This is a genomic window from Leptospira gomenensis (genome assembly GCF_004770155.1).
Classification (GTDB): domain Bacteria; phylum Spirochaetota; class Leptospiria; order Leptospirales; family Leptospiraceae; genus Leptospira; species Leptospira gomenensis.
In genome coordinates this window covers 160,033-186,212 of record NZ_RQFA01000046.1, presented here as the reverse complement: position 1 = coordinate 186,212, position 26,180 = coordinate 160,033, and the positions used below count along the sequence as shown (strand labels likewise).

24 protein-coding genes are annotated in these 26,180 nt (G+C 47.2%); 17 read left to right on the top strand and 7 right to left on the bottom strand.

Annotated elements, in window-relative coordinates; translation table 11 throughout:
* The first annotated feature begins 113 nt into the window (after positions 1-113).
* Positions 114-1,076, top strand: a complete 963-nt coding sequence (locus EHQ17_RS11550; protein WP_167881139.1) for a DUF1554 domain-containing protein — start codon at positions 114-116, stop codon at positions 1,074-1,076.
* A gap of 8 nt (positions 1,077-1,084) precedes the next feature.
* Here EHQ17_RS11550 and EHQ17_RS11545 read toward each other — a convergent pair whose 3' ends face one another.
* Entirely contained in the window at positions 1,085-1,912 is an 828-nt protein-coding gene (locus tag EHQ17_RS11545; protein WP_210412876.1) for an LA_0442/LA_0875 N-terminal domain-containing protein, read from the bottom strand.
* A 109-nt stretch (positions 1,913-2,021) separates the two neighbouring features.
* Between EHQ17_RS11545 and EHQ17_RS11540 the strand changes: the two genes are divergently transcribed.
* Together EHQ17_RS11540 and EHQ17_RS11535 are read left to right on the top strand one after the other, a co-directional pair.
* Complete coding sequence (locus EHQ17_RS11540) at positions 2,022-2,570, top strand: RNA polymerase sigma factor (RefSeq protein ID WP_135590269.1); 549 nt, start codon at positions 2,022-2,024, stop codon at positions 2,568-2,570.
* A gap of 167 nt (positions 2,571-2,737) precedes the next feature.
* A complete protein-coding gene (locus EHQ17_RS11535) occupies positions 2,738-3,787 on the top strand; it encodes a FecR family protein (RefSeq protein ID WP_135590268.1) in 1,050 nt (349 codons plus the stop codon).
* 237 nt (positions 3,788-4,024) lie between these two features.
* Here EHQ17_RS11535 and EHQ17_RS11530 read toward each other — a convergent pair whose 3' ends face one another.
* On the bottom strand, positions 4,025-4,471 hold the full coding sequence (locus EHQ17_RS11530; RefSeq protein ID WP_135590267.1) for a DoxX family protein: 447 nt from the start codon (positions 4,469-4,471) through the stop codon (positions 4,025-4,027).
* A 732-nt stretch (positions 4,472-5,203) separates the two neighbouring features.
* On the opposite strand from EHQ17_RS11530, the gene EHQ17_RS11525 reads away from it, so the two are divergent.
* From EHQ17_RS11525 to EHQ17_RS11515, 3 genes are all read left to right on the top strand, one after another.
* Positions 5,204-5,374: a hypothetical protein gene (locus EHQ17_RS11525; protein ID WP_135590266.1), complete on the top strand. Its 171-nt coding sequence runs from the start codon at positions 5,204-5,206 to the stop codon at positions 5,372-5,374.
* A 90-nt stretch (positions 5,375-5,464) separates the two neighbouring features.
* Positions 5,465-7,396 (top strand): ABC-F family ATP-binding cassette domain-containing protein, encoded by a 1,932-nt coding sequence (locus EHQ17_RS11520; RefSeq protein ID WP_135590265.1) that lies wholly within the window; start codon positions 5,465-5,467, stop codon positions 7,394-7,396.
* A gap of 146 nt (positions 7,397-7,542) precedes the next feature.
* Positions 7,543-7,878, top strand: coding sequence for a rhodanese-like domain-containing protein (locus tag EHQ17_RS11515; RefSeq protein ID WP_135590264.1), 336 nt, complete (start codon positions 7,543-7,545; stop codon positions 7,876-7,878).
* A 448-nt stretch (positions 7,879-8,326) separates the two neighbouring features.
* Here EHQ17_RS11515 and EHQ17_RS11510 read toward each other — a convergent pair whose 3' ends face one another.
* Complete coding sequence (locus EHQ17_RS11510) at positions 8,327-8,941, bottom strand: TetR/AcrR family transcriptional regulator (RefSeq protein ID WP_135590263.1); 615 nt, start codon at positions 8,939-8,941, stop codon at positions 8,327-8,329.
* A gap of 188 nt (positions 8,942-9,129) precedes the next feature.
* On the opposite strand from EHQ17_RS11510, the gene EHQ17_RS11505 reads away from it, so the two are divergent.
* The 8 genes from EHQ17_RS11505 (at position 9,130) to EHQ17_RS11470 (ending at position 17,923) form a co-directional block, all read left to right on the top strand.
* On the top strand, positions 9,130-9,945 hold the full coding sequence (locus EHQ17_RS11505; protein ID WP_135590262.1) for an acetoacetate decarboxylase family protein: 816 nt from the start codon (positions 9,130-9,132) through the stop codon (positions 9,943-9,945).
* 74 nt (positions 9,946-10,019) lie between these two features.
* The gene (locus EHQ17_RS11500; RefSeq protein ID WP_135590261.1) at positions 10,020-11,201 is read left to right on the top strand and encodes an acetyl-CoA C-acetyltransferase; all 1,182 of its coding nucleotides are present in this window, start codon (positions 10,020-10,022) and stop codon (positions 11,199-11,201) included.
* Between the two features lie 39 nt (positions 11,202-11,240).
* Positions 11,241-11,486, top strand: coding sequence for a hypothetical protein (locus tag EHQ17_RS11495; RefSeq protein ID WP_135590260.1), 246 nt, complete (start codon positions 11,241-11,243; stop codon positions 11,484-11,486).
* Positions 11,487-12,367: 881 nt separating this feature from the next.
* The gene (locus EHQ17_RS11490) at positions 12,368-13,531 is read left to right on the top strand and encodes an acyl-CoA dehydrogenase family protein (protein WP_135590259.1); all 1,164 of its coding nucleotides are present in this window, start codon (positions 12,368-12,370) and stop codon (positions 13,529-13,531) included.
* Between the two features lie 86 nt (positions 13,532-13,617).
* Complete coding sequence (gene trpE / locus EHQ17_RS11485) at positions 13,618-15,039, top strand: anthranilate synthase component I (RefSeq protein ID WP_135590291.1); 1,422 nt, start codon at positions 13,618-13,620, stop codon at positions 15,037-15,039.
* A complete protein-coding gene (locus EHQ17_RS11480) occupies positions 15,040-15,618 on the top strand; it encodes an anthranilate synthase component II (protein WP_135590258.1) in 579 nt (192 codons plus the stop codon). It abuts the gene before it with no gap.
* Positions 15,615-17,513 carry an ABC transporter ATP-binding protein gene (locus EHQ17_RS11475; protein ID WP_135736183.1) on the top strand — a complete coding sequence of 633 codons (1,899 nt, stop codon included), beginning with the start codon at positions 15,615-15,617 and terminating at the stop codon, positions 17,511-17,513. Before EHQ17_RS11480 ends, EHQ17_RS11475 begins: the two co-directional genes overlap by 4 nt.
* Positions 17,510-17,923, top strand: a complete 414-nt coding sequence (locus EHQ17_RS11470) for a response regulator (protein WP_135590256.1) — start codon at positions 17,510-17,512, stop codon at positions 17,921-17,923. The genes EHQ17_RS11475 and EHQ17_RS11470 overlap by 4 nt, the downstream gene beginning before the upstream one ends.
* Here EHQ17_RS11470 and EHQ17_RS11465 read toward each other — a convergent pair.
* Positions 17,920-19,350, bottom strand: a complete 1,431-nt coding sequence (locus EHQ17_RS11465) for a HEAT repeat domain-containing protein (protein ID WP_135590255.1) — start codon at positions 19,348-19,350, stop codon at positions 17,920-17,922. The two genes, EHQ17_RS11470 and EHQ17_RS11465, sit on opposite strands and share 4 nt — an antisense overlap.
* A 216-nt stretch (positions 19,351-19,566) precedes the next feature.
* Between EHQ17_RS11465 and hflX the strand changes: the two genes are divergently transcribed.
* A complete protein-coding gene (hflX, locus tag EHQ17_RS11460; protein ID WP_476737698.1) occupies positions 19,567-21,291 on the top strand; it encodes a GTPase HflX in 1,725 nt (574 codons plus the stop codon).
* A gap of 21 nt (positions 21,292-21,312) precedes the next feature.
* Here hflX and EHQ17_RS11455 read toward each other — a convergent pair whose 3' ends face one another.
* Positions 21,313-21,684: an STAS domain-containing protein gene (locus EHQ17_RS11455; RefSeq protein ID WP_100748246.1), complete on the bottom strand. Its 372-nt coding sequence runs from the start codon at positions 21,682-21,684 to the stop codon at positions 21,313-21,315.
* Positions 21,685-22,018: 334 nt separating this feature from the next.
* A complete protein-coding gene (locus tag EHQ17_RS11450; RefSeq protein ID WP_135590253.1) occupies positions 22,019-23,308 on the bottom strand; it encodes a homoserine dehydrogenase in 1,290 nt (429 codons plus the stop codon).
* 153 nt (positions 23,309-23,461) lie between these two features.
* On the opposite strand from EHQ17_RS11450, the gene EHQ17_RS11445 reads away from it, so the two are divergent.
* A complete protein-coding gene (locus EHQ17_RS11445) occupies positions 23,462-24,097 on the top strand; it encodes an LIC_10572 family protein (protein WP_135590252.1) in 636 nt (211 codons plus the stop codon).
* A 10-nt stretch (positions 24,098-24,107) separates the two neighbouring features.
* Positions 24,108-25,376, top strand: a complete 1,269-nt coding sequence (locus EHQ17_RS11440) for an amidohydrolase family protein (protein WP_135590251.1) — start codon at positions 24,108-24,110, stop codon at positions 25,374-25,376.
* A 43-nt stretch (positions 25,377-25,419) separates the two neighbouring features.
* Here the strand turns inward: EHQ17_RS11440 and EHQ17_RS11435 are convergent, their stop codons facing one another.
* A complete protein-coding gene (locus tag EHQ17_RS11435; RefSeq protein ID WP_135590250.1) occupies positions 25,420-26,175 on the bottom strand; it encodes a GNAT family N-acetyltransferase in 756 nt (251 codons plus the stop codon).
* Between the last annotated feature and the right edge of the window lie 5 nt (positions 26,176-26,180).

Genomic DNA, 26,180 nt, shown 5'->3' with positions numbered 1-26,180 from the left:
TTATAAATTTCACCTTTTCGGATCTATGATACAATACTTTCTGATCAGTTATGGATTTGCGGAAAGTATTTATACGCTCTATTTTCTCTTTCTCCGTTCTTTCCGGATTACTTTTGAGTTTGGGGAACGGTTGCAATCGTGCGGAACGGATCAGTCTGGATGCGAGTAAGGGGAACGGCTTGCTTTGGAACGTAGTTCCGTCAATTTTAAATACCGCTTCTGCGCCGTTTGATGCGACCTTGATTCCGTCCACGTTGAACGAAGGGGATTCGATTCCTGTTACGTTTGCGTTGACGGCGGCACCTTCCGGATCCGAAACGTTTTCCTTTGCCTGGGAAAATCCCTCTCCGGGAAATCCGGGAGTAAGTCCTACAAACGCGACGTTTTCTTCCTCAAACACGACTGCTACGATCACTCTACAACCGATCGACGATAATTGTCTGGAGGATACGATGACCTTAAAGGCGACTCGTTCCTCCGATGGAGAAGTGTTCCGTTTTACATTTACGGTAAATGAAGCGGATAAGTGCACGTTCGTAACGGGTTCTTTTTACACGGGGAATTTTAACGGATTTCAAAATGCCGATCAAGGTTGTGAAGCGGAGAAGCCGGCTTCTTTACCCGGCGATCCCAAAGAATACAAAGCGATGATTTCGGGAAGTACGACCGTGTCCTCCGTAGTTTATACGAGACAGGCCACTCTGGTTTCCAATTGTAACATGCTTTCCACACCCGGATGTACTTCTACGACGAATTGGGTTCTTCGATCCGACACACGTTATTACAGAGCGGATGGAACGACTTTGATCTTCCGTACACATCCGAACGTTCCTGCGTTCGATTTTTCTTCTTTGACTATGGATAACTCAATGGACGGTTCTTCAACGAAGGTTTGGACGGGAATCGCCTCGGATTGGCTTTCCTCCGGGACCTCTTGTATCGCTACGTTCGGCTCTTGGACCTATGGTTCCGGCAATGGAACCTACGGAAACGCGAACTCCGTAAATAGCACCGCTCTTGCCGCAGGAACACAATTGTGTAGCACTCCGGCGTCGTTCTTTTGCGTTCGTCAATAATTTTAGTATTAGAATTTAAAGGTATAAACCGCAGTCGGAGTGATTTCCGTCATTCCCGTTGTGGGACTTTTGACCATGGAAGCACTGAACCGCAATCCCTCCGGATTCGGGTCCGACATCAATGCCTGCATTTTTTCGAAATTTCTCGCAAAAAGAAACGTATGAATCAACTGCAAACCGTAGACGGCGCCGAACAACCATTGAGCTTGGTTGTACTGTTGGATGGCTTGGTTATAACTTTCGAAATACGGATTGGTAGCCGTGGTCGTGATGATCAACCGTGCGATCAACGCAGTGTCACGTACTGTGGAATCGGAAGTGACCGGATTTAAGGTAGGATCCGAAAATGCAGCCACAGTAATGGCGACGGAATTCGATTTATAGTTAGCTTCTTCCGCATCCGCTTTTTGTTTACTGTTGATTGCATACAATGCAGAGCCTGCGAAGAGCGCAAAACTAATCACAGCCCATTTTTTTTGACCCATTCTCCACTGACCCCAGCCGGGAAGAAGAGCGGAACGAGCGGTCAACGTCCATTTTGTTTCTTTCCAAGCCGGAGAAGTTTCTTCGGTTTTAGTTTCGGGTTGTTTGGTAACGATCTTTTTAGAATCGTCTTTCTTCGGGTCTTTTAAATTGATTTCGGAAATTTCGGATTTAGGAATTACCTGTACTTTACCGTTTACTTCTATTTGTACTTCGGTTCTGCTTTGGTTTACGATTTTCCCCTGAAGCGTTTTTCCGTTTTTTAGAATCACAGTGCTTGCTGTCACAGGGAAAAGGAACGCTAAAATGAAAAATGCACCTAAGAATCGTATAATTTTAGATATTCGAGACATAGAACTATAATTCCAGCTTATAATCATCAAATCTTCTTCGTTATCTTTTCTGCAAGAAATTATCTTTTTGCTTGAAAAAACAAGCAGTAATCCAAGATCTTATATTACCGTGGCACGCACATCCGAGTTAGAAGCTCTCTATAATCATAACAAAGATGATTTGTTTCATTATATAAAAAAATCGTTCTACGATGAAAATTCGGCACAAGACATTCTTCACGATTCCTTTTTGAACTTTTTTCGTTATTACGAAACGAAGGAAATTCCCGATCCGACGTCTTGTAGAATGATTTTATTTCGGATCGCTAGGAATTTAATTATCAATCACGCTAAATCTTATTATCAAAGAAACGTCTCATTGGTGGGAGAAGATACGGGAAATAACTTCGCCTCCAAATCTCCGAGTCCGGAATCGTCCGTTATGGAGAAGATGGACCAGTCGGATGTAAAGAATACTATGGACCAGCTTTTGGAGGCGATCTCTCCGGAATATCGGGAGGCCTTACTTTTGCGTTACCAACAGGATCTGAAGTTGGAAGAAATTTCCAAAATTCTCGGAATGAGTATCTCCGGGGTTTCCAGGTTGATCGAAAGAGCGGAAAAAGCCTTGGCTCAAGAAGGGAAAAAGCGTGGATTTCAGCCAGGGAATTACATATAAAGACTTAATTCCTCTCCTATTATATTTTAAAATTCTTAAGAATTCAAATCATCGGTGGAAAAAAATTTCTAAAATGAAAAAAAAAGCTCAAACACACCCTTTTAGTTTGTTTAACAAACAGGAAGCGGGAACGATGGATTGAATCGCAGACCCGGGAAAGAACGACTATGGAAAATAAACTAAATACTCCCGAATTTGAAGGATACGCGCGGCTCCTTAAAGCAAAGGACTCTGTATCTCAACTCCCGGCGTTCGATCCAAATTGGATCGGACAAAAGCCCCGCTTTATCGTGGAGGAAAAAATTATGAGTGTTCCGACAGAAACTAAAATTCTTTCTTTTCCGAAAACCGGTTGGCTTGCGGCTGCTGCCGCTTTGATCCTTACCGTAGGAACCACTTGGTTCGTTTTTAGAACTCCGAAATCGGGGACTGAAATCGCACAAGGAACTCCTCTGAAAGCCGCCGTTGTTTTTGTAAAAGGGGAAGCGACCGTAATTCGAGAAACGGAAATTAAATTACACCAAGGTGATCTTTTGAATGAGGCGGACGTCATTCTTACGGGAGCCGGTGGAGCCGTGGATATCGGTTTGACCGATTCCAGCGTGATCCGTGTAAAAGAGAATAGTAGATTGATTCTCAAAGAATTGAGAGAAAACAACGGATCTCAGATTCGCATGAATCTGGCCGCAGGTAGATTGCTCAACGTCGTAGAAAAAGAAAGAAAAGGAAGCAACTACTTCGTAGAAACTCCTTCTGCGGTGGCTGCGGTGCGTGGAACTTCGTTTGAAGTGAGCGCTTCCGAAGAGGAATCCGTAGTTTTCGTGGCGGAAGGCGCCGTCGAAGTTACTTCTCTCAACTCCGCAAAGAAGGTTTATATCCTCGAAGCGAGTAAACTGGTAACCGTAAATAAAGACGGAGAAGTGGAAGCGATCGACCTTGCAAAGATGAATTCTACTCTTCCCGAATATAAGGATATGAGAAAGAATCTTGGCACGCTTGATAGCGAACTTCTTTCCGACGTTCAAAATCTGAAAACCGCTAAAACGGAAGAAGAGTTGAGCAAGATGTATGATCTGAGCATCGAACATATCATCATGAAAGACGGAAGAGAGTTGCGCGGTGTGGTCGTATCTCAGAAAAAAGGAAAACTGGTGGTTCAAACTCTGAAAGGATCGTATATCCTGGATGAAGACGCGGTGGATAAGATTAAATACTAATCTTCCCCGAAAGAACGAATCCTGGTTCGGAGAAAGCCGGTTGAGGAAACTCATCCGGCTTTTTTATTTGAGTGGTGAATGTCGGGGTTTCTATCCCTGTAGAAATCGCACTACATTCGGATCGTTTTGAGAAGCAACGTTCGTTTTGCGGAATGAGCCGTTGTCCTTTTGGCAACCTTCTAAAGGTTTTGACACTTTACGAAACGTCGTAGTAACTTTACGGTTTTATGATAAACTTTATTCGATTCGATCGGAGATCCACGAATCCAAAGAGTAGGAGCCGCCTCCCAAAAGAACGAGTGAAATTCCCATCGAAACCGCGAGGATATGATATTCGAATCCTTCTCCCCCTTGATTTCCAAACCAGTTCATAAAAAAGCCGATTTCTCGATGGGTCCAACCTGCTACTGCGAGTGTGCACGTAATTCCGAAGGCGGCCAGTCGGGTGAAGAGACCGAGCGCTAAAGCGATCGAGCCGAAAAATTCCGAAACGATGGCAAGGACCGCCAAAAAGGCCGGGAACTCCGCTGTGTTTACGAAAAAATCCATCGCCGCTTCCCAACCCACGCCGCCGAACCAACCGAGCGCTTTTTGTGCTCCGTGAGGAAAGATACAGATCGACAAACCGATTCGAAGAAACAAAGGGGACAGGGATTCTTTGGTTGAAAAAAAATTCTGAATCATTCTCTCGAGTCCAGTTCTGTTCGTTTTCGTTTTGAGAAGTGGGAAAAGATACTAAATTTTAATCCTGCGGTTGATTCTGTAAAAATCGGTTCGGTTGAACAATGATTCTTTGTGAGAGTTCCCGCAGGAGAAAAACTTCCGGGGATCATCGAAGAGGGAGTTCCCACGCTTAACGAGTAGGAAGGATACTTTGGTCGGCGCATTCCTCGACCGCGTATGAGTTCCCACACTTATCGGATAAGAAGACGAGTTACCGGGAAACACGGGAGGGGAGGGATTCAAAAATTACATCCAGTTCTCTTCCGTTTTCTCCTTGATTCGAAACGGAGCTTTGAGGTGATTTTCTATGTGATTATGTCTCTTTAGATGGGGGAGTTGTTTCGTATAGTAGTAATCAGTAGTAATCCCGTGGGAAAAGAGAGGTGGTCGGATGTGGGAACTCACACAAATTCGGTAGAACCGGTCCCGTGAATACTCCGCAGCAGTTCTTGGGGAATCCAGAATGCACGAACGGTGTAGGAACTCATACTCGATTTCCATCGAGCAACGTTTCGTCGAATCGATCCACCGTTGCCAATCCTCTTGTTATTTCCGGCGTGGGAACTCATACAATTCATCGAAATAACGGGGAAATATTCCTGACTCTTTCAAATCCTAAATTCCAAGCTAAAATCGGTTGTCGAAAGAACCGAATCTGAAAAATCTGGCTTAAGATTATTTGGCGGAACACCCATGTCTGAAGAAACTCAAGAAAAGAAAAACAAAAAGATCAACAAAATGACCGTGGCTGAAATCAACGCCGCGATTCAAAATTCAAAAGAAAAAATGAACGGCTCTTCCAGCAAATACATTCTGCATCTCAATGCAAGATTGGAAGAACTCGCGGCAAAAGGTAAGAAATAATTCCTTTTCTCCGATCCGTCGTCCACCGACGGTTTCGGATCTGTGCTCGTGCGGCGGCGCTGTTTTTGAGCCCTCTATAATTTCCGATCCTTGCTTCAATTCATCGACATACAACATCAATACGCTTCGGCCGTATTGTTCAACGGATTTTCCTGGCATATCAAACCCGGGTCCCGGGTTTGTCTGGTCGGACCGAACGGTTCGGGAAAGTCAACGCTCTTTCGTATGGCCGAAGGAAAATTCGTTCCCGACAGCGGTAGCGTTTCCCGTTCCAAAAATACGGAGATTTCCGTTTTTCAACAGATTCCCGATTTCGATCCGGAATCTTCGGTGATCGATACTGCATTAGAAAAACATAAACATTATCGCGAATATTCGGAGCGTCTTAAGGATATCAACGGGAAGTTCGATTCCTTTTCCCACGATTCGAAGGAATTCGAAGCCGTTTTGGACGAACAAAGCGCCTTGGAAGAATACGCGTTCACATACGGGGTCCACGAATTAGAATCCAAGGCGCGTAAAATTTTGGGCGGTTTGGGATTCTCCAACGCACAAATGGAGATGAAGGTCCGGGAATTTTCACCGGGTTACCAACACAGACTGGGACTTGCGATCACACTTTTGAATCCTGGCAACTTATTGTTGTTAGACGAACCTACCAACCACCTCGACAATTCCTCCAAACAATGGCTCGCGGATTATCTCAATTCCACCGGTCAATCGTTCGTTCTCGTTACACACGATCCGGAATTTCTCAACGCCACCTGCGATATGATCGCCGAACTTTCCCCTTCCGGTGTCATCGAATTCCGAGGAACTCTGGAGGAATATTTCGAACACAAAAACGAACTCCAGGAAAAACTCCAGGCTCAGTACGAAAAGGAAGAAGCGTATCTCCAAAAAAGAATGGAGTGGATCGAACGTTTCCGCGCCAAAGCGACCAAGGCGAGACAGGTTCAGTCGGCGATCAAAAAACTCGAAAAACGGGACAAGGTGGACGCTCCGGAAGAATCGTTTTGGAATTCAAAATCCGATTATCGTTTTAATTTTATTTCTTCCGGTAAAATCACCGCGCGAATCGAGGACGGCGCCTTTTCGTATTCCGGGAAACCGCCGTTTATTTTCTCCGGCGCCAATCTGGAAATTTCCGCCGGAGATAAAATCGCGATCGTAGGTCCGAACGGGGCCGGAAAATCGACCTTTCTCCGTTGTTTATTAGAAATTCATAAATTAACTTCCGGTAAACTGTATTACGGACCTAAGACGAAAATCGGATATTTCTCCCAAAATCATCATGAAGAGTTGGATCCTTCCAAAAACATGCTGCAGACGGTGATGTCCGCGTATCCGGATCTTTCCGAACAACAGGCCCGCAGTCTTCTCGGTTATTTTTCGTTTTCGGACGACGCGGTCTATAAGCAGACGGGTCTTCTCTCCGGTGGAGAACAAAGCCGTCTTCGTTTGGCGCTTCTCGTCCGTTATCCAACCAATTCCATTTTTTTGGACGAACCTACCAACCACTTGGACCTCGTGGTTCGGGATAATCTTCGCCGCGCTTTGACGGAGTATGAGGGTTCTCTTTTGATCATTTCCCATGATCCGGAATTTTTAAAGGATTTATGCAATCGGACGATTTCCGTGGACAAGGGCGAGATTCGGGATTTTAATTGCACCTTCGCCGATTATTTGAAATACAACCTTCAGGAATCCGCTCCGAAAACCCAAACTTCTCTTTCCTCCAAAAAGGAAGACGGGGTTCAAACCCGTTCCAAAAAAAATGCGGATAAAAATCGTATCAAAAAAATCCAGAAAGATCTGGAACAGATCGAAGCGAAAATCGAACTTTTGGAAAAGTCCAAAAGAAATTTGGAAGAGGTTTTGGCCGATCCCGGTTTTTTTAAAAATAGAAGTTACCAATTGGAATTGGATAATTTTAACGAGACCAAAAACGAAATCTCTCGGTTGACCCAGGAATGGGAATCCCTTCAGCTTGAATTGGAAGAACTGACCGGGTCCGTTTAAAACGATGTAGGCGGGAGTTCCCGCATTTTTTACGGAAAGCCGATCCTCCGTCGAATCCGGAAGTAGCGGTATTCCGGAGTTCCGACCACAGGGGAAAAACCGGAAAACACAATCGTTCTATTTTTTTAATTGAGGAACTTCATCGTATGACCCCGAAAGAATTAAAGACAAGATTGGAACAGAGAGACGCGGGTAAGGATTCGTTTTATCTTCTCGACGTAAGAAATCCGAACGAGGTGGAAATCTCCACGATTCAAGGAACCGATCTTTTGATTCCCGTCGGAGAACTTCCGAACCGACTTTCCGAACTCGGTCCCTGGAAAGATTCCGGAAAGGAAGTGATCGTTTATTGTCGTTCCGGTGCTCGTTCGGGTATGGCCTGCGGAATTTTAAAACAATCCGGTTTCGCAAAAGTGCATAACGTGGAAGGCGGAATCCTGCTGTATTCGGACGAAGTCGATCCTTCTCTCGCTAAATACTAAACGATCGAGTAAATAAACGATCGTTCCGACGCAGGTTTAAACGATCGTCGGTCGAAGATCCGCGTTCGTTTTGTCCTATTCGGTTTTCACCGTGGTAGTTCCCGCGCGAAGGATACGAAGGGCTTGGTCCGTCTTGAGCGTGTCGTAATTCCGGGAGATTCCGCTGATTTCCTCCCATCTTGGAAAATCGGAAAATCGACGCGAAAGACGACCGGAGCGAAGCGCAGCCCGTAGTAGCCTGACCCGAGCGTTTCCGATTTTGTCTTGTATTTCTCGAAAAAGATTGCGAGGGACGCGCCCAGTTTCCCCCGATGTGGGAAAAAACCGGCCGGCGGTACGGGGAGAGAATATTTTTTATCGCGGGAGTTCCCGCATTTCCTCGTAGAGCGAGCTCGGATCCGGCTACCGACGGTTCCCGTTTGCGGACAAGTTCGTCGGAAGATTTTCGTTATTCTCCCAAGAGGATCTTTCGGAAGTAGGAAAATCCTTCGGCCAAAGGATCGTCTTTTCCTCCACGCCTGCGTTTGAGCATATTCGTTAAATCTAATACCATCAATCCATACATCCAGGCCCACATCATCCGAGCGATCCCGGGATATTCGGCTTTCGGAAGTTTGAATTCTCGGCTCGCACATCCATTGCGGATCGTCTCCAAAAATACGCGATAACTCGTCGGTAAACTTGGAAACACCTTTCTGTGCATATGCCCGTGAACGGTGTTGAACATCACCTTATGGAGTTCCTTATTGTTGAGCGAAAATTCCCAATAGGCGCGGGCAATCCCCGCAAGTTTTTCAAAGGAGTTGTTTCCGTTTTTTTGAGCGCTCCGCAGAAGTTGCGTCAATTCCGTTTCCCCTTTGGCTATGAGAACCTGAATGATTTCTTCCTGACTCTTAAAATGAGAATACGGACTTGCGACGCTGCAGTCCAATTTTTCGGCGATCTTTCGCATGGAAAGTCCGTCGATCCCTTCTTCTTGTAGGATCTCCATCGCAACTTGAACGATATTTTCCCGATTCAAACTGTTTCTGGATCTTCTTTTGTGTCGTACTGCAGTGGTCATCTGTGATCCCAACTTTATACGACCCCTTCCGGGTCTGAAAGCAAAAATCCAAGTTCGTCCGGGAAAGCAAAAATGAATTCAATTCCTACTTTCCAAAATAGCCTTTTTTTGAGGATTTGGAGGAAAAAAGGAAACTGAATAGATTTGCCTGTTTTCGGGGCTTTTTTCTATTTTTGTAGGTGACATTTGTGGTAGCAAAGAAGGCAAAAAAGACCGTTAAAAAAAAATCCGTAGGAACTCCCAAATCCAAGTCCGCTTCTCATTCGAGCCGCGCGGCAAAATCGGGAAGCCCAAAAAAAACTTCGTCCGTAACCTCGTCCGCTTCAAAAAAATCGCCCCCCTCTTCTTCGCAAACGGGAAAGGGGAGACAGTTTCCGGCTCCTTGGAATTTATACGGGGAAGGTTTTGTTTTTCCTCTTTGGGCCAAAAAGGATTACAACCGAGAAATGGGTTTTTTTAGCGAAGAGGATTCCAAACAATACAAAGGCGGTTTGGGTTCTCTGATGCTGGTCAATTACGAGAAGAGCGACGTCGGTCCTTATTACGAACTTCTTTATATTCCCGGGAATTTCGAATACAAAGGAGATTCCTTTAAACGGATCACGCGTATTTTCGTTTCCAGTCAGACATCGGTGGAAGAGGGAATCCGCAACTGGGCCATTCCCAAAGAAAAGGCGGATTTTATTTGGATCAAGGAAGGAAATCTTACGAAAATTTCCGCGTTTCGCGGAGGAAAGGAATTCTTTCGCGTTTCGATTTTGACGAAAGGTTTTTCCTTTCCCGTCTCCACCAAACTTCTTCCTTATACTTTACTGCAAAAATCTCCGGAAGGTTATCTTAAGACAAGATTTATCGGCAAGGGTAAAGGAAGAATTGCGACGATTCAGGAGATTTGGAGCGATGAGGCGGTTTTTCCGGATGCGATCAAAGGCGGGATGTTTCAGACCGGAGTTCATTCCGTTCCGTTCGAACTCGTTTTTCCGAAGGCGATCCCGTCGGATTGATCGATCGATGTGCGAGTTTCGGACGAACATTCAAAAATTAAGATATTAGAATATTAAAGTTATTAGGAGTAATTATGGAAGAAGCGGTCATTTTGGACGGGATCAGAACTCCGTTCGGTAATTTCGGAGGCACCTTAAAGGACCTAAGCGCGGTCGATTTGGGGGTTATGGCTTCCAAAGCGATTCTGGAGAAAACCGGAGTTTCCGCGGACGCGATCGGAGAATCGATTTTCGGAAACGTAATTCCTACGGGAAAGGAAGCGATTTATCTCGCGCGTCATATCGGTTTAAAAACGGGTCTTCCTCTGGGAGTTCCCGCTTTGACACTCAACCGTCTTTGTGGTTCCGGTATGGAAGCGATCATACAAGCGGTCAAAAAAATCTATCTCGGCGATGCGGACGCGGTTCTTGCGGGCGGCGTGGAATCGATGAGCAACGCGCCGTACGTCGTTCGAAACGCGCGTTGGGGAGTTCGTTACGGTTCTGCGGAATTTGAAGACACTCTGGAACAGGGACTTACCGATCAGTATGTGGGTTTGATCATGGGGCAGACCGCGGAAAACCTCGCCGATCAATATAAAATTTCCAGACAGGAACAGGACGAATGGGCTGCGATTTCGCAAACTCGCGCCGAAAAGGCCACGAACGAAGGTCGCCTGAAAGAGGAGATGTTTACGGTGACCATTCCCGGTAAAAAACCGGTCACCTTGGAAAAGGACGAATTCATCAAAGGAGCAGCGGGTGTGGAGAAACTCGGAACCTTAAAGGCTGTGTTTCGGGACGGCGGGACCGTTACCGCAGGAAATGCTTCCGGTTTAAACGACGGTGCGGCTGCTACGATCGTAACCTCCGCTTCTTATGCGAAGAAGATCGGTAAAAAACCGCTCGCCATTGTCCGCGGCTACGGTCATGCGGGTTGCGATCCTGCGAAGATGGGAATCGGTCCCGCGATCGCGATTCCCGCGGCCCTAAAAAAAGCGGGTTTAAAACTTTCCGATATGAGTCTTGTGGAAGTGAACGAGGCGTTTGCCGCTCAGTACCTTGCGGTTCAAAAAGAGTTGGGTCTCAATCCGGACATCACGAACGTAAACGGAGGTGCAGTGGCCATCGGACATCCTCTGGGGGCTTCCGGCGCACGTGTTACCATCACTCTGGCGTACGAACTCAGAAGAAGAAAGGCGAAATACGGTGTCGCTTCCCTTTGTATCGGCGGCGGACAAGGCATCGCTCTGGTTTTGGAGAACCCGGAAGTCTAAAATTCGGAAAACTAATGTATTAGAAAAGTTGAATTTGTTTTGATCGAAGAAAACCCGGAATCGTCCGGGTTTTCTTTTTTATTTTCGCTCGTTTCCGTTGAGACGAAGTTAAGGATCGGTTTCAGGATCGCGTCCATCTCCGCTCTCAATTTTATCACGCATAGGATTCATAAGATCGAGACGGGGCATCGGGAAATTTTTTACGATCTTCCGATGGGATTCTACGATTGGTCGATGGTCGTAACTACGATCGCACTTATTTCTCCTAATCGCGCGTTCGTATAACTTCAGTTTTGCGAAACTATCTTCTTTTTGGGTGGGGGGCTCTTCCGTAAACGGAGTTCCGACGCCCGATTTTTCCGTCGTTTTTTCGCATCCGTATTTTTTATCTTTTTATCGCACGTTCCGGGCCCGCGATCGTTTCCTTGTATGTCGCACTCGGTTTTCGTTGGAGCATAGTTCCGCTTTCGTATTTCGAACCCTTTGGTATTCCCGGATTGATTTTGTCTCCGCGTTCTTTTTGGATTTTTTGGGGAATTGTGTGAGAGTTCCCACGTGTCCGGCTCCTTCGGTGGTAGCGATGTTTGTGTGAGAGTTCCCACGTGTCCGGCTCCTTCGGTGGCAGCGATGTTTGCGTGAGAGTTCCCACGCGTCGCGGCTCCTTCGGTGGCAGCGATGTTTGTGTGAGAGTTCCCACGTGTCGCGGCTCCTTCGGTGGCAGCGATGTTTGTGTGAGAGTTCCCACGTGTCGCGGCTCCTTCGGTGGCAGCGATGTTTGTGTGAGAGTTCCCACGGGTTGCGGCTCCTTCGGTGGCAGCGATGTTCGCGTGAGAGTTCCCACGTGTCGCGATAAACAAGAAGATTCATCCACCGAAACCGCAGCACCTCACCACCGCCAAACCCCGGGCCCTAAAACCGAGAAATTTCCTGAAATTCCAGGCGTCTACGGGCTGACTCCTATCGCGAATCACAATAGACCCTTTCGTACCTTCTTGACGGTAAAGGATTCTCTTCGAATCCTGCATTACAGAGCTCTTTATTCCAGGTTCCAACACCGATTTCGAGGCCGTACCGGAGATCTTCCCCTCAATCCGGCTTTTCGGCGATTCAGGCGGGATGCCCGGGACCATCGGACGAGCCAAATTTCGATCAAGGTGTGCTATTAAATGGAATTTGCCCTTTCCAGTGAACAAAAAGAATTACGTGAACTCGCCCGAAAATTCGCCAAAGAAGAAATTCGTCCCAAAGCGGAGCATCACGACCATACGGGAGAATATCCTCTCGCAATCTTAAAAAAAGCCTGGGAAATCGGGCTCATGAACATCCATATCGAACCGCAATTCAACGGGGCAGGGATGGCCGAACTCGATGACGTCATCATAGGAGAAGAGTTGTTTTGGGGATGTTCCGGGATGGCCACCGCGATCCTCGCCAATAACCTCGCCTTGGCCCCGGTTTTGATCGGTGCCAGCGACAAAATCAAAAAGGAATTCGTCCAACCGATGACGGAAGAATTCAAACTCGCCGCCTATGCGGTGACCGAGCCGGGCGCCGGTTCGGACGTGGCTGCCATTCGCACTTCCGCAAAACGAGTCGGAGACGAATATATCATCAACGGATCCAAAATGTGGATCACAAACGCCGGTTATGCGGATTGGTTTTTCGTTCTTACCAAAACGGATCCGGCGGCAGGGCACAAAGGAATCACCGGATTCATCGTGGATGCAAAAACTCCCGGAATCACACTCGGAAAAAAAGAAATCAACATGGGACAAAAGTGTTCCGACACACGGGGGATCACCTTCGAGGACGTAAAGGTTCCCGCGTGGCAAATGGTGGGTCGCGAGGGAGAAGGATTTAAGATCGCCATGGGAGCTTTCGATCATACCCGCCCCGGAGTCGCAATCGGAGCCGTCGGAGTCGCACGCGCGGCTATGGAACACGCGCTTCAATATGCCAATACGAGACATACCTTCGGACGTCCGATTATGGACAACCAAGGAATTTCGTTTCTAATCGCGGAAATGGCCCGTGATATCGAAGCCGGAAGGCTTCTCTGCTACCAAGCCGCTTGGATGATCGACAACGGGTTCCGCAACACCTATCAGGCCTCGATCGCTAAGATGTTCTGCGCAGACATGTGTATGAGAATTTGCACGGACGCGGTTCAAGTTCTCGGCGGGTACGGTTTTAATTCGGAATATCCCGTCGAAAAACTTATGCGTGACGCTAAAATTTTCCAAATTTACGAAGGAACTTCTCAAATCCAAAGAATGATCGTTTCTCGTTTCCTTGCCGACGGAAAGGGAATCGAGGGACCGAACCTCTGAAGGATCATTCGCTCACATTCGAAGAGTTTTCCAAACTGGCGGACCGGGGGAATTTGATCCCGGTCTTCAAACAGATTTTTCTGGATATGGAAACTCCCGTTTCCCTCTTCGCAAAATGGGGCTGCGAATCCGCAAAACATTCCTTTCTTCTCGAAAGTGTGGAAGGAGGGGAAAAACTCGGAAGAAATTCCTTTCTCGGTAAAACTCCACATCGCATCCTGCAAGGCAGAAACGGTCTTTTTTACATTTCCGAAGGAACGGAACCGCCGACCGAAATCATCACCTATGATCCTTTGGTTCTTTTGGAGAATCTTTTGGGAGACGACGTTTTTGTGCAGGACTATCGTTTGCCTCCGTTCGCGGGAGGTGCGGTGGGATTTCTTTCCTATTCCGCGGTCCGTTATTACGAAAACATTCCGGATACGAAACCGGAGGACGAAAACGCGCCGGATTGTTATTTCGCGATCTACGACGAACTTTTGGTCGTGGATCATATCGATCACGTCCTAAGAATCGTAGTCAACGCAAGGACGGCCTCTCATTCTTCTCTTAGGGAATGTTATGAAGCGGCGCTCCGGAGGATCGACGCGATCGAAAACGAGATTCGCGACGGAATCGTACCGGACGGAATCCGGAATCCGAAAACCGTTTCCGGACCTTTACAATTAAATCCGAATATTCCAGATGAAGAATATAAGAAAAATGTCGAACGTGCAAAGGAATACATCAAAGCAGGAGACATTTTTCAGGTTGTTCCTTCGAGGAAAGTCAGGTTTAAACCCGAAGTTTCTCCGTTTCAAATCTATCGCGGTTTGAGAACGGTGAACCCGAGTCCTTATATGTATTTTCTACGTATCGGAGAAATCACCATCGTGGGCAGTTCTCCCGAAATTATGGTGAAATACGCCGGTAATCATACCTATCTTAGGCCGATCGCGGGCACGAGACCGAGAGGAAAAAATTCCAGCGAGGACAAATTCCTCGAAGAGAATCTTCTTTCGGATCCGAAAGAAATCGCGGAACATATCATGCTCGTGGATTTGGGACGCAACGATCTCGGACGCGTTTGTAAACCGGGAAGCGTCCGGGTGAACGACTTCAAAGTGATCGAAAAATATTCCCACGTTATGCACATCGTAAGTCAGTGTTCGGGGGAACTCGACGAGGAAAAAACCGTCTACGATCTTATCCGAGCGACTCTCCCCGCGGGAACGGTTTCCGGCGCTCCTAAAATCCGCGCGATGGAAATCATCGACGAATTGGAAACTACCCGCCGTGCCATCTATTCCGGCGCCTTGGGTTATATCTCCTTTTCCGGAGAAAGCGATCTTGCGATCATCATTCGAACCATCGTGTTCTACGGCGATGAAGCGTTCCTGCAGGCGGGTGGAGGCGTGGTTTACGACTCCGTTCCCGAATCGGAATTGGAAGAAACCAAAAACAAAATGGCGGCGTTATTAAAGGCGGTCGAATTCGCAAGAAACGGACTCAAAGGAGAATGGAAGTAAATGCTTCTCCTCATCGATAATTACGATTCTTTCACATACAATCTCTACCAATATTTCTGTCAGATCGGAAATCAGGTCGAAGTATTCAGGAACGATAGAATTACGTTAAGCGAAATCAACGAACTTCATCCCAAAGGAATCATTCTTTCCCCGGGCCCCGGACGTCCCGAGGATTCAAGGGTTTGTCTGGACGTGATCCGGGAACTCGGCGGCAAACTTCCCATTTTCGGAGTCTGTCTCGGACATCAGGCGATCGGTCTCGTTCACGGAGGAAAGATCGTCTCCGCTCCTTCGATCATGCACGGTAAGGTTTCCCTGATCGAACACGACGGAAAGGACATCTACCGCGGTATTCCTTCTCCTTTTGTGGCGACTCGTTATCATTCTCTCGTGATTCAACCGGAAAGTATCCCCTCGGAATTGGAAGTCGCTTCCAAAACTCCGGACGGAGTGATCATGGGCGTCAGACATAAAACCAAAAAACATCTTTACGGAGTCCAATTTCATCCCGAGTCCATCATGACGGGCGCGGGTTTGGATCTGATCCGAAACTTTTCCTCCATCGTTCAGGAGTTATGAAACTTTTTTTCAGGCTTTTGTCCTATTCCGTACGGTATAAGTATCGATTCACGCTGGGAATCGTCTTTGCCTTGTTAACTGCGATTTTAAACGCTATCTCCCTTACCGCCTTTATCCCGTTATTCGACTCGTTGGGAAACGACAAAAAGACGCAGTTTCAATTGCAACTAACGTTGCCGGAACAGAGGATCGTCCTAAAACAGAAGGTGTTCGGAGACGAATCCCTGGACGGTCTCGAAAGGACCAAACTAGTGTTGATCGACGTAAAACAATGGGTCAACGGCAGAACCAAAGGTCTAGAGCCGAAGGAAGTCGTTTGGGCGATCTGTATCATCGTTATGCCGCTTTACCTTTTGAAGTTGATCACGTATCTTTTATCCGTTTTCTGCATCGCCACGGCCGGTTATAAGGCGGTGCGCGATATCCGTCAGGAGTTGTTCGAAAAAAATCAGCTTCTTCCGCTTACTTATTTTTTTAAGGAAAAGACCGGTTTGATGATGAGTCGTATCATCAACGACGTCGAAGTGGTCGCGGCGGTCATTTCCAGCAATTTTCGCGACGCGACGATCAACTTCTTCTACGTGATCACGCACTTAATGGTATTATTATATTTGAATACGGAACTTCTTCTCGTTGCGTGTCTCACGGTTCCCGTCATCATTCTTCCGGTAACCCTTTTTACCCGGAAGATCACGAAATCGACGGTACGTTCGCAGGAAAAAATGGCGGATCTCAACGCCAACATTCAGGAGATGATTTCCGGAATCAAAGTGATACGCGTCTTTAACACGGAAACCTACGAACAGGAAAAATTCGGTAAGATCAACCACAACGTTTACCGGAGAAACTTCAAAGGCCAGTTTTATCTTCAGATCGCTCCGTCGCTCGTCGAGCTGACCTCTTCGATCGTGGTCCTCGGTTTTTTTGCGGCGGGGGCGAGTCTGATCTACAACGGAAGATTCACACAAGGCGAGTTTATGGCCTTTCTGTTGACGCTTTTGTTTTTGCTTCGTCCCCTTACCCAACTTTCCCAGATGGTGGGAAAGATCACACAGGCGATCGCCTCCGGAAAAAGGATTTTCGAAATCATCGATCTGGAAACGGAGGACCACAGCGAAGAGAGCAAGGTTTCCGCGACTCCTCTCCACAAAAGCATCGAATTCAAAAATCTTTTCTTTTCCTATCCGGGGACGAACGCGGCCGTCCTGAAGGACATCAATCTCAAAGTGAAAAAAGGCGAAACCGTCGCGCTCATAGGAGCGAGCGGTTGCGGTAAATCCACGTTGATGGATTTGCTACCGCGTTTTTTCGATCCCAGTTCGGGTTCCATAGAATTCGACGGAGTGGATGTCCGCGATATCAGTTTGGGCGATCTCCGCAAAAAGATCGGAATCGTTACGCAGGATATATTTTTGTTTCACGGTTCCGTCGCGGACAACATCGCCTACGGAAAACCGGGTGCAACGCGTAAAGACGTGATCCGCGCCGCAAGATTGGCGCACGCACACGACTTCATCAAAAAGATGGATAACGGATACGACAGCATTTTAGGAGTTCGAGGTCTCAATCTTTCGGGCGGACAAAGGCAGAGGCTCGTCATCGCGAGGGCTCTGTTGCGCGACCCGGAAATCATGATCTTGGACGAGGCTACTTCCGCCCTCGACGTGGAATCCGAGCGACTCGTAAGCGACGCCTTACGTCGATTATACGCCAATCGTACCACGTTCGTAATCGCTCACCGTCTTTCCACGATCAAGGATATCCCGAGAATCATCGTGATAGAAAACGGGAAAATCGTCGAGGAAGGGGATCATAATTCCCTTTATGAGCAAAATGGAATATACCGAAAACTTTCGGATAATCAATTCACCGCAAACAACGGAGTTCTGCCATGAAAAAGGCCGTGTTGATCGTGGACGACAACGATCGTTACGCGAATAATCTGAAAATCTGGTTCGAGCAAAAGGGATTCGAGACCGTTCGAGCGATCGACGCGGCGCAGGGTTGGGAAATCTATTCAGCCGATAAAAATCGATTTCATACGATCGTCACCGACATTACGATGGAAACGCAGACTTCCGGACTTTGGATGATCCGACGTATTCACAAAGACGGCTATCGAGGAAACAAGATCATCGCGACGACCGGTTTTGATTTTCCGGGAGTGATGCGGGTTTCAAGTTCGATTCTTCCCGCGTTCGCTGGGGTCGGCTGGATGGTTCCGAAAGTACCGCTAAAACAAGGGAAGGTCGTATTTCTTCCCACTTCGCTTAATAAAAACGTCCCCTTCGAATCGGTCCTTTAGTTTTCCAACGGAGGACCGTTTTCGTTCGGAGTTTCGCCGCTTCCCGGATTGGCCGGGTCGGTTTCCTCCATATCCGAAGCCGGTGTAAACCCGTTCGGCTTTTTACGTAACTTTTCCCGTTTTCCTTTTTTCGTTTTTTCCTTAGGCGGCGCGACGATCGTTCTGAGTTTTAGAAACGATCCGAACACCCAGGACTGATGGGTTTCATAATAACTCTCGGGATTTTTGGATTCCAAAAGAAGAAGATAATAATGGTCCTCGGCGTATTTGTCCCCGATTTTTTGGATGAAACGGCGATCGCTCTTTTTCAGAATCTTTCCCACTTCTCCGGAAGAAAGATTTCGGATCTTACGCGAAGTGGGATAGGGATTTTCCTGCGAAAAGCCTCCTTCCACGTTCACGGTTCCGAACTGATAAAACGCTTTTCGAATATACAATTGCGCTAATACTCTCTGGGCGAGTTCCTCCGAAGGAGAACTTTCCAAAATTCTAATAAACGAATATGTTCCGTAAAGACTGGTGTTTTGTCCGATGGCCTCGATGATGTTTCTGGTCAATTCGGGTTTGGTTTCCAGAGTTTGTTCCAGGATACGCAGAGAAGCCCTCGTTTTGTGGATTCCCAGCGCTTCGATCGCGGTCTTTTGCAGATCGGGATCCTCCGAATCCAAATACGTTTTGAACAGTTTCAGGTCTTCGTTCACCTGATACGCCGCCAAACCGAGAAGCGAAGCCTTTACGATTTCGATTCTCGTGGAACGGATTCCCTGACGGAGAAGTGCGTCCCTTGCGGAAGGGTCGTTCGTTTTTCCCATTCCCTTCCATGAGGAAAATTGAATGTCCGGATCGTTGGATTTTATTCCGCGGAAAAAATAATCCAAAGAGAAAGGAGATCCGATGTCGGCTAACGCTCGATAGGCGGCTTGTTTCACCGCTTCTCCGTCCCGTTCGATCACACGGTGTAGGGTTTTGACTCCGCTTTTCCCCATTCTTCCCAAGGCCAAAACGGCCGCGGCGCGCACCCTGGGGATGGGATGAGTCAGAGCGATCCGATCCAGGGTTTTGTATCGTTTTTCGGTTTCGGCGCGGAAGACGGTGAGAATCCCTTTTTTGAGGGAAAGGTCGTAGTCGATTTCCTGTCTTTCTTTCGGAGTTAGATTTTTGCGTTTGCGTTTTTCATAGGAGGAAACTCCGTCCGATTCCTCCGAAAGATTTCGAGGATCGTCTACGTTCAAACCGGAGGAAGCGCTTCCGTCGGAATTATTTGTGTTGTCCGAATCGCCGGTCCCGTCTTCCGGGGCGTCCACGGTCAGCGGAAGATCGATTTCCCCGCGGTTCAAGCGATTCGAATCCGCCACCAAAGTCGAGTCGATCATCAGAAAAAGAATCAGGGCAAAAATCGTGTTTTGAAGTTTAGAATCAGAGAACATCCGGACCTTCGATGGGATAATTTTTTAAACTAAAGACTATTAGTATTAAGTTCGTCAGATTTTTTAGCTTTTTCCTACTTTTTTCCGTGACAAGCATGATTTCCCGGAATCGGAATGCTTGACGGAAGCGGTTTCGCCTGTAAACTTTTAGCAAAAGGGAGAATATTATTTATCAGCAAGCTCAGCGGTAATCTCAACGGCCTTAAATCCAACCAGATCCAAAGATTGAAAAAAATTTCCGAGAAAAGAATCCGGGAAGACCTACTCGTTAGTCAAGAAATTGCACGCTCCCTTGGCGAATTGTCCCTGGAAATCGGGAAACAAATCGGCATACTTATCGATCGTTCCGGCTACGTCACACACGTGTTAGTCGGCACGGACAACTCCATCGAAATCCCGTTTTTAGACAGACTCCGTACTTCGGAAGCGAGGTTACGCGGTCTTCGTTTGGTCCATACCCACCTCAAAGGAGAATCGCTGAATCAGGAGGATTTGACCGACTTAGCTTTATTGCGTTTGGATTATATCACCGCGGTGACTCTCGATTCCGCCGGGAATCCGAACGGATATCACTCCGCGCATTTTAATCCGGATTCGGAAGAAGAACTCTGGACCGTTTTGCCCAAACAATACCCGGGTCAATTGAAGGAGGGAATTCTCGAGGAGATCCTGGAGATAGAGTCCAGACTTTCCCGCTCCAGACGCAATCTCAAGGACGCACAAAAAGAGAATCGCGCCTTTCTCGTAGGAGTGTATCCCGAAAAAACTTCGGGACGGCATCCTTCTCTTTCGATGGAGGAACTCAAGGAGTTGTGCCGAACGGCGGAAGTCCACGTCGTAGACACTTTTGTGCAGAGAAAAAACCGTCTCGATCCTTCCACCGTTTTGGGAAAGGGAAAACTGGAAGAAATCATCCTCAAGGCGATTCAAAAACACGTGGAACTTCTGGTATTCGATCTGGAACTCACTCCGTCACAGGCGAAAAAAATTTCCGACGTGGCGGACATCAAAGTCATCGATCGTACGCAGTTGATCCTGGATATCTTCGCGAGAAACGCGAAAAGCCGCGACGGTAAACTCCAGGTCGAATTGGCTCAATTGAAATATCTCAAAGGACGTCTCACCGAGCTGGACGATAACATGTCGCGTTTGACCGGGGGAATCGGAGGAAGAGGACCCGGTGAAACCAAACTCGAAATCGGAAAACGAAGAGTGGAAGAAAGGATTACCCGTCTCGAAGGGGAATTGAAGTCCCTGAAAAAACGCAGGGAAGTCAATCGCCGTCAAAGAAAGAAAAACGAACTGCCCGTCGTCGGAATCGTCGGTTATACGAACGCGGGAAAATCCACTCTTCTCAACGCGCTCACCGACAGCGAAGTAATATCGGAGAACAAGTTGTTTGCGACATTGGATCCGACTACGAGGCGTATCCGTTTTCCGGAAGAAAGGGAAATCGTCATTTCCGATACGGTGGGTTTTATACACGATCTTCCTCCGGAACTATCGAACGCATTCAAGGCCACCTTAGAGGAGTTAGGCGATTCGGATCTTCTGGTTCACGTCGTGGATATTTCCAATCCCGATTACAAACTTCAGATGGAAGCCGTCGAAAAAATTCTGGAAGAATTAGAACTTTCTCATATTCCTACGATACAAGTATACAATAAGATCGACCGTATGGAAAAGTTCCGGACTTGGATGAGCGAAAACCGTTTCGAGGAAACTTTCGTAAACGGAAAACCTTCCCGAATCGCGGCCAATCACGGGCCCGGTTTGGAAGCCGTCGCCGATCTCAAAGAGGAATTAGGGATAGACGTTCACGCGGATTCGGTTTTGGTTTCCGCGTATCAAGGATGGGGTTTAAAGATTCTTTTGGATCTTTTGGAAGAAAGAATTTATGATCGATCCAAAAACGGTTATTCCGCGGCGGAAAAGTTTTAGAAGGATCGAATCGGTCTCACTTTACGAAAACGCCCGTTTGGCTTCCTCGACGGAATGATAGATTTCCACTTTTTTGGGAAGTTCCATCAGACGAATCACGTTTTCCAAAAAGTGATTGAGGCCGCCGATCACGATTTTTCCGGAATGTTGATCCACGGTTTTGATCAATGTCAGGATCGTGGCCACTCCCACGCTGTTGATGTATTCCAGATTGGATAAATCCAAAATGATATTGTAAACTTCCTCTTCGAAGATGAAGTGAATCTTTCTGGAAATTTCAAAGGAATTGGAGTTGGTCACTTTCCCGTTGAAAACGACCACTTGAACGTCCTTGTCGGAAAGTCCCGTTTTTGTGGTTTCAATGTACAATGAATCGAATTCTACTCTCGCCATGAAAATTCCTACTTAACTTTTCGGATAAAGTTTCCTTTCTTCGTATTTCGTTCGGATTGAATGCGATCCTAAAAACGATCGATCGAATCTCCACGAAATTCGGTTGTTTCCCTTTCTCGGTTACGCGTCCAAGGCCTCGACGGAATCCTTTTATGAGAACGTTTATTTTCAAATTCCATTCCGTTGTCGCTTAGAAAATAAATCCGGTTTCACGGAAGGAGCTCCGGAGGAAAAACGAATTCCCTCGCTCGATCCGAAGATAAGTCCAGATGTATCCCCGTCTTTTCAAAATGCAAAGATAAAGTAAAATCCTTTCCTTTCCGAGAAGAATTTCCTAAAGTTTATCCTCTAACCGAATCGCGACGGACGTATGTCGGATTAAGGACAGACCGTCTATGATCTTCAATGATTTTTTTATATTCGCTTCCGTCGCCGGATGAGTGATCACAACGACTTCGACCGGTTCTTTCTCCGCCTCGTTTTGTCTTACCGAAGAGATGGAAATTCCGTGGTCCCCGAGAACTTTGGAAATTTCGGAAAGAACTCCGGGCTGATCCGAAGTAGTAAACCGGAGGTAATACCTGACCAATTGACCATTGGCTTCGGAAATTTCCGCCTTAGGAAACAAGTTTTTTTCCGGAGTTTTCGTTTTGTTGATTCTGGAACCGTAGTAAAGAACGTCAGAAACCACGGAAGAGGCGGTGGGAAGAGAACCCGCTCCCTTTCCTACGAACATTCCCGGCCCAGCATACGAGGTCTGGTAGTATACCGCGTTCATTTCGTTCATGATATTCGCAAACGGATGTTTTACGGGAATCATCACAGGTTGTACTCTTGCTTCGAGCTGATCCCCGATTTTGCGGACCAATCCCAGCAGTTTTATCCGATAACCGAGTTCTCCCGCGAATCGAATATCCAAACCGCTAATCTTCGTTATACCCTCTATCTGAACGTCTCGGAACGGGATTTTCCGAGAGAAGGCCAACGTTCCTAAGAGGGAAATCTTATGAGCCGTATCGATTCCTTCGACGTCGAACGTAGGATCCTTTTCCGCGAAACCGAGATCCTGAGCGATACGAAGCGCGTCCGAGTAATCCAGATGTTCCAGTTCCATTTTGGAAAGGATGAAGTTCGTTGTCCCGTTGAGAATTCCGTACAACGAAACGAAAGAATCGGCGCCTAACCCCGTTTTGATGGAACGAATGACGGGAATCGCGCCGGCGACCGCGGCTTCCATTCCGATTTCGAGGTTCTTCTGCGAAGCGAGCGAGAACAATTCGTCCCCCCTTTGGGACAACAAAGCCTTATTGGCGGTAACGACGGTTTTACCGTTTTGTAACGCGGTTTCCACGATCGAATAAGCGACGTCGGTTCCGCCGACCAACTCCACCACGAGATCCACCTCGGGATCGGTGACGACTTTTTGATAGTCGGTTTCCAAGCTGCAATCCGGAAAATCGGTGAGTTCTTTTCGGATCTTTTCCGGAGAACGGGTGCAAACCGAAACAAGAAGCGGATCCAATCCGAACTTCTCCCGATAAACGTTCCGTTCCTTTTTAAGAATTTCGATCACTCCCGAGCCGACGGTTCCGGCTCCAATCAAACCGATACGAATGCGTTCCATTGTTTACCATGATCGGAATTTGCGGGGAGGATTCACTCAATTTTCAACGAGGAGGAACGGCTTCCTGCGGAGATCTAAATTTTAATTTACAACATTTCAAATCTCTGGTACGAATCGTAGAATAGTTTTTCAAATACAGCTTACAAGGTCCAAATGGCAAATAAAAGAAGACCTCCCAGAAAGAAACATAATTCAAACCAAAAAGGGTCGGGGGGGAACGAAAGGAACCGCGAAAATTCCGATTCCAACCGCGGCGGAAACGAACGCAACGAATCGAAAGAAGGAAATCGAAGACATTCCCATCAGCAGCGTCAACAACACGGAAAGAATTTTCACCGAAATCAGGAATTTCATCGCAAAAGCCAAGAGCTCGCGATGGAAAACAACGTTCCTAAAGTAAGAGCGCCTCGGGAAAACGGAAAATACTTCGCGGGAGTTTTGTTATCCGTTTCGATCCTCGTGCTCGGTATTTTCAGTTATTTCATCTGCGAGAATTATCACACCAAAACTCCCGTTTACGGTAAAAGAGGTTGGGACGATTCCTTCAATCGATCCGTAACCTGGGCCGAAGCGAAAGATATCTGCGAAGAAAAATCCAAACGTCTTCCCGGAAAGGACCAGCTCAAAAACTTCAGCAAACGCGCCGATCAAAAGTTGAAAAACGCGGGAGTGTTTTGGTCCTCCAGTCCGGACGGTGATTCGGGATATTACTTTTCCGTAAACTTCAAAGACGGAGTCGAGGCCAGCAGTCTCGGAACGATGAAATACAACGTTATCTGCGTTAAATAAATCCGTTCCGATGATTAAAAAAATTTCCGGAAGAATCGTAACCCACGAAAGGGAGTTCGACGGAACCGTGGAATGGGATCCTACTACGGGTTGGATCACCTCCGTACGCGACGGGTTGGAATTCGACGTGGATTCCGAAAGGACGAACGACGAGGTTTGGTTTGATCCCAACGAGTCGGCTATTTTTCCCGGGTTCGGCGATATCCACGTTCATGCCAGAGAGGACGAATCCGGCAAACATAAATATAAAGAGGATTTCGATTCCGCAAGCGCCGCCGCGGTCAACGGAGGAGTGGTCCATATCGCAGATATGCCCAACAATCCGATTCCGCCTGTTGACGTTACAAGTTACGGCACAAAACGCGCGTTAGCCGATCGTTCCTCCATCCATATCACCCTCTACGCGGGGATCGGTCCGGAGACGAATCCTTTGGATAGACCGGTTCCGTATAAGGTTTTTATGGGACCGAGTATCGGAGAATTATTCTTTCACGATAATCGAAGTCTCGAGGATACGATCCGTCGTTATCGAGGGCAGAACGTTAGTTTTCATTGCGAGGATCCGGAAATCCTCGAAAAACATCAGGAGGAACGTTTCCACGAGGATCGGAGGCCGGCGATCGCGGAGACCTTGGCGACCGATTTCGCGTTGTATCTCATCGAAACCTACGAACTCCGCGGAAAACTTTGTCATTACTCGACCGGCGACGGTTTGGAAAAGATCAAAAGCGCCAAAAAAAGGGGGGTCAAGGTCACTTGCGAGGCCACTCCCACACATCTCTTCTTCGACAAATCGATGTTAACCGACGAGAATCGACATTGGTTTCAGATGAATCCTCCACTCCGCGAAAAGCAGGATCGGGAACTGATGTTACAAGGAGTCAAAGAAGGTTGGATCGATTATCTCGCCACCGATCACGCTCCCCACAGCGTAGAGGAAAAGAAAAAAGGAACGAGCGGAATATCACAACTTGATACGTATTCCCTCTTCGTCACCTGGTTGATTTTAAACGCCGGCGTGGATCGAAAAACGATCGCGAACATCTGCGCTAAAAATCCCGGAGAATTCGTAAACGAATATCTGCCGAAAAAATACGGAAGGGGTTTCGGAAAAATCGAACAAGGTTATGCCGCCAACTTTACCGTGTTGAATCTAAAGAAGCCGAAAAAGTTCCTAAAACAGGAGATCAAAAGCAAGTCCGGCTGGTCGCCGTTCGAAAATTTCGAATTTCCCGGTTCGATCGAGGCTGCGTTTTTTATGGGGAATCGGATCCGTTAACGGACCGATTTTCGCAATTTCGCATAACGTAATCGATACGATTTCACTGTAATCCGGAAGCGGATCGACCCCAGTGCCGAAGGGTTTCCGCTTTTCGAAAACCGAAACGTTCGTAGATTCCTTTTCCCATTTCGGTCGCGTGTAGGATTACGACTCCCGAAAAAACGGAGCGGATCCTTTCCAAAGTAAAAGAGACCAACGAAGAGGCGAATTTTTTTCCCCTATGTTCCGGATCCGTCGTGATCGAATAAAGGCCCACGGAATTCCCGTTATAAAAACTCATCGCGGTAGCGACCATGGTCTGGTCGTAAAACGCCGCGTAGACGGAAACCGACTCCCTCTTTAAAAGACGAAGATATAGATTTTCGCGATCGTCCGACTGAAAGGAAACGTTTACGATCTCCAGCCATCGTCGTAGGTTTTCGGAATCCGAGATCTTCTCGTATCGTACGTTTTCCGCCCGTTCCGAAAATAACGGATTTCCGACGAGAAACATTCCTAATTGTTCGTTGCAGTGATCGTATCCCAACTCCCGAAAAACGGATTCAAATTTTATTGTATTTGAAAAATCTAAAATATTCGATTCGAATCCGGACTCGTCAAGTTCGCGCAATTCCGACCGTAGTTTTTGTCCGTTGATGTCTTCCTTCAATACGATCCTGGTGAACCACTCCGAATCGGGATTCGAATAGAAAACGAAACTCTCCCTTTCCAGGATTTTTCCGTTCGATTCCTCGGAACAAAGCCGATGTAGATCTATATAATTGTTGGCTATTTGGGATTCGTCCGTTTTACTCATAGAAT